The sequence below is a fragment of the Clostridium sp. genome, assembly GCF_032552055.1.
Classification (GTDB): domain Bacteria; phylum Bacillota; class Clostridia; order Clostridiales; family Clostridiaceae; genus Clostridium.
This window is the reverse complement of the sequence record NZ_JAWGSV010000226.1, coordinates 1-5,126: the sequence shown is the minus strand read 5'-3', so window position 1 is coordinate 5,126 and position 5,126 is coordinate 1. Positions and strand designations below refer to the sequence as shown.

Below are 5,126 nucleotides of genomic sequence, written 5' to 3'. Positions count from 1 at the left end.
TGTCAGTCGTTGCAATTATATCATAGGAGTTTTTTCTGTTCAGAGCTTAAGCCATTTTATCCACTGGCATAGCCAGTGGTTTTCAATACAATAAAAAGTCCCTCTGTTTTATAACAGAGGGACTTAAAATAATCTAATAAAAGTAATTCTTCCAAGCTAATTCACTTTATTATAGATTCTCACTACAAAGGTAAGTGTTATCTTAGTCTACAGATTTTAATGATTCTACCATCTTAACCTTTTTAAGTTTATAATACATTGAAATATTAACTAGTACAGCAAATAATATAGTTAATATTGCTGAAAATATAAAGCTTGTTAAATCTATATTTCTACCAAACATCATATTATCTATTTCAACAGTAAAAATTATAAATCTATGAAGTAAAACACCTAAAACTGAACCAAATAATATACCAAATATAGTTAGTATAATATTTTCTCTATAAATATAGGCTGATACTTCATTATCATAGAAGCCTAATACTTTAATAGTTGCAATTTCTCTAATTCTTTCACTTATATTTACATTAGTTAAGTTATAAAGTACTACAAAAGCTAAAGCTCCTGCAGATACTATCATTACTAATACAACATAGTTTAAGCTTTTAATAATATTATCAAAGTTTTCTTTTATATTAGTATTAAAAGAAACACCTTTAACTATTTGGTTTTCCATTATTTCTTTAGATAAATCTTCTTCATTATCAACATTATTGATACTTACTATAAATGAATTATAATTAGGTTCTATATCAAATATATCTCTATAATATTTAGGAGAGATGTAAGCATAGTTAAATGTATAGTTTTCAGTTATACCTGAAACTTTTAAACTATATTCCTTACCATCTACTTTAATCTTTAATTCATCTCCTACTTTTACCTTTGTGGCATCTGCTGCTTTTTCTGATAATATAATACCATTATCACTTAAGGTAAGTTCTTCTTTAGATTTTCTATTTTTAAAGTTAATAAAATCAGAAACTGTTCTTAAGTTTTCTGGAACTATAATGCTTAAATCCTTATCTCCTTTTTCAGTAGATATCTTAGCATTTTCTGATAATAGCATTAGAGCATCTTTTACTTCATCTCTATCTTTCAATTCTTTACCAAAATTAATCTTTTCAGACTTACCATAATCTTTATCAATATTTATTGATAAATTATACTTAAAGATATCTCCAAATTGTTTATCAATAATAGTTTCAATGGAGTCTTTAATACCAAAACCAGTTACTAACAGTGCAGTACAACCAGCAATACCAAATACAGTCATAAAGAATCTCTTCTTATACCTAAATATATTTCTTACTGTTACCTTACCTATAAAACTTAATTTTTTCCAAATGAAGGTTATTCTTTCTATTAATATCCTCTTTCCTTCCTTTGGAGCTTTTGGTCTCATTAGATTAGCAGGTGACTCTTTAAGTTCAGCATAACAAGCAAATAATGCTGAAAGAGTAGTTACTGCTATTGAAACTAATGTTATTAATATAGCTATAGGAATATTAAATTCTAGCTGAACCTTAGGTAGATTATACATTATTCCATAAGCATCAAAAATTACTATAGGGAATAGAGTAAAGCCTATGGCTAGACCTGCAATACTACCTAAAAATGATGCTGATAATGAATAAATTAAATATTTTGACGCTATTTTATTTTTAGAATATCCTAATGCTTTTAAAGTACCAATATTTATTCTTTGCTCATCCACCATTCTTGTCATTGTAGTTAAGCATACAAGTGCTGCTACTAAGAAAAAGAATACAGGGAAGACTTTCGCAATTTTATCTATGCTATCAGCATTATTTTTATAGTCAACATAGGAATAATGACTATTTCTATCTAGAACAATCCAACTAGGCTCTTCAATATTTTTAATTTCACTTTCAGCTTTGTTTAACTTTGCTTCAGCAGCTGCTATTTCTTTTTCAAATGCTTCTTTTCCTAATTCATAATCTTTTTTACCTTTTGCTAATTCTTCTTTTCCTTTAGAAATTTCATCTTTAGATGATGCAAACTGGGCTTCAGCTAATTTTTTTCCCTCTTCAAGTTTCTTTTTATTTTCAATTAAAGTATTCTCAGCATCTTTTAATTGTTGTTCTTTTTCTTTTAATTCCTTTTCAGCACTTCTTAACTTATCTTCTCCAGAGGTTATTTCATTATTTATATATGTTATACCATTATTTACTTCATCTATAGTTTTAACCAAAACATTTATCTCTTGAGTTATAGTATTTTTCTCCGCTTCAGTTAAATTAGGATTTTTTAAAGCATCTTCATTTTCTTTTATTCTAGAAATTAAATTGTTTCTAGTATCTTCGAGAGCTTTTAAAGTAGATTTTGCAGTATTAATCTGCTCTTGAGCTTTAACCTTTTCCGCTTCAAAAGTCTTTTTACCACTTTCTAAGGCTACTTTACCATCATTAATCTTATACTCACCTAAAGAAATTTCATTTTCGGCTTGAATAATACTAAGTTTATAATCAGTTTCACTTTTTGTAAGTTCAGATTCGCCATTTTTTAATGCTTCTTCTGAATCTTCTATGGTCTTTTTAGCATTATCAAGTTCTTCCTCACCTTTTAACTTTTGCTTTTCAAATTCTTCTCTGCTATCACTTAATTTTTTATTAGCTTCATTTAGTATTTCTTCATATCTTAAAGCAGCTCTTTCATTACCAAGCATTTCTACAGATGGTTTTACTTTATCTATCTCTTTAAAATATTTTTTTGAATATGAATTTAACTCTTTAACATCATCTATAGTTAAATATACTTCTGTATAAACTGGTAACTTGAAGTTTTCATTTGGAATTACTATAAAACTCGAAATCTTACCACTTCCAATATTTGAAGTACCTTTTTCAAATGATAAGTAATTAGGTGTTTGAACCTTACCTACAATTTCATATTCAGTTACATCTAAGCTTTCACTAAGCTCATCACTAGTGCCTGATTTAAGTTTGATCGTGCTTCCTACTGATAAATTTAAATCATCAATCACTCCTGCTTCAATAACACATTCGTTTTTATTTTCTGGAAATCTACCTTCAATTAATCGATATTTATTAACATAATTTTCATCATTTAAAGGCATTCCCATAACTTTCAGAACAGAATCTGCTGTATCTATCATAGTTATTGCATCTAAAGAATAGGTTGGATAAACATCATTAACTCCATCTAACCTTTCTATTTCAACAATATCCTCATCAGTAAAACCTAATGTTGAGTATAAGGTTAAATCCATAAAGTTATAATCGTCATAATATTTATCAGCAGTATTTTTCATATCTATTGGAGAAACTTTAATTCCAGAGAAGAAGGCAACTCCTAAAGCTATGATAGCAAATATAGAAAGAAATCTTCCTTTTGATTTTTTTATGTCCTTAAGAACATCTTTCATAAAAGCATTTTTCATATTACCATTCAATCCTTTCTACTGGAAGAGGATTATCATTTAATGTTACGCTTTCAATCATACCATTCTTAACCTTTATTACTTTATCACCCATAGGAGTTAAGGCTAAATTATGTGTAATTATTACTACAGTCATATTATACTTTTTACATGTATCCTGAAGGAGCTTAAGTATAGCCTTTCCTGTATTATAATCTAGTGCTCCTGTGGGTTCATCACATAATAATAACTTCGGATTTTTAGCCAAGGCTCTAGCAATAGCTACACGTTGCTGCTCTCCACCAGATAGCTGGGCAGGGAAATTATCTTTTCTGCCTTCTAAGCCTACTGCTTTTAAAATTTCAGCTGGATTTAATGGATCTTTACAGATCTGAGTAGCCAATTCAACATTTTCTAAAGCGGTTAGGTTTTGAACTAAATTATAAAATTGAAATACAAATCCAATATCAAATCGTCTATAAGATATTAGATCTTTTTCTGAATAGTTACTTATTAAATTATTATCTACTACAATTTCACCACTTGATAATGTATCCATTCCACCTAATATATTTAAAATAGTACTTTTACCTGCACCACTTGCTCCTGCTACTATAACAAATTCTCCTTTTTCTATTGAAAAAGATACTCCAGCTAAAGCAGTTATATCAACTTCCCCCATTTTGTAAATTTTTTTAACATCTTTAAATTCAATAAAGCTACTCAAATTATATACCTCTCTTTTTTAAAGTTTAGTTGGTGATAAAAATTCTACTGCATTTTCAACTACAGAAATATTGATATTAGTTTCTTCAAATATTTCACCATCAATACAAGTACTAAATTTATCATTTGATTTTATATTAATTGTTTTACATCTTTTGTATATAAAGTAATCCTTTAACTCTTCATTATTTAAGTGCTCTCCAACTTTATATACACTAATTAATTTAATAAGCTTAAGTCTTGAGACTTTTTTTATAATGCATAAATCTATAAATCCATCATTTATTTCTGCTAAAGGTGCTCCTTTGTATCCCCCTCCATATGTAAGACCATTAGCTGCAACACATAATAAAAATTCGCCTTTAATTATTTCTCTATCATCTATTTTTATTTCTAAATTACTAGTCATTTTATGAAATAATGAATAGAAAATTGATAATGTATAGGCACCTTGTCCATTTATTAGTGGTAGCTTTTTAAATTTATTCATATTTTCTGCAACCATAGCATCAAAACCAATGTTACATAAATTAACTGCATAAGTATCATTAATTTTTATTAAATCTATTTTTTGTGACTCAAATGAAATTTGCTTCTTTATATCATAAAATCCTATAGATTCTTCAAAATTATTTATGAAATCATTACCTGTTCCATGGGGTATAACAGAAACACTTGCATTATCAAACCCTACTACTCCATTTATAACTTCATTTAATGTTCCATCTCCTCCACAGGCATAAAATCTTATATTTTCATTTTTTTCTTTATTACAAATAAATTTAGTATATTCTTCTGCATCATTTCTTTCTTTAGTAATATAGATACTATATTCATCAATAGAACCTTTAAAGGCGTTTTCAATTTCATATGCTACTACTTTTGATACATCAGATTTTCCCGCCTTTGGATTTATAATAAAATAATGTTTTGTTTTTAACATAAATGCTACCTTTCTTAATTTCATCTATTTAAAATAAGTATACTATAATAG

Annotated in this window: 3 protein-coding genes; all 3 read right to left on the bottom strand. The window is 27.4% G+C overall.

Annotated elements, in window-relative coordinates; translation table 11 throughout:
* Window positions 1-202: 202 nt before the first annotated feature.
* Genes E6248_RS12860 through E6248_RS12850 form a run of 3 tightly spaced genes read right to left on the bottom strand, consistent with a single transcriptional unit; the run spans window position 203 to window position 5,075 of the window.
* A complete protein-coding gene (locus tag E6248_RS12860; RefSeq protein ID WP_316341192.1) occupies window positions 203-3,427 on the bottom strand; it encodes an FtsX-like permease family protein in 3,225 nt (1,074 codons plus the stop codon).
* Between the two features lies 1 nt (window position 3,428).
* Entirely contained in the window at window positions 3,429-4,133 is a 705-nt protein-coding gene (locus E6248_RS12855; RefSeq protein ID WP_316341191.1) for an ABC transporter ATP-binding protein, read from the bottom strand.
* Window positions 4,134-4,151: 18 nt separating this feature from the next.
* Window positions 4,152-5,075 (bottom strand): diacylglycerol kinase family lipid kinase, encoded by a 924-nt coding sequence (locus tag E6248_RS12850; RefSeq protein ID WP_316341190.1) that lies wholly within the window; start codon window positions 5,073-5,075, stop codon window positions 4,152-4,154.
* Window positions 5,076-5,126 lie beyond the last annotated feature (51 nt).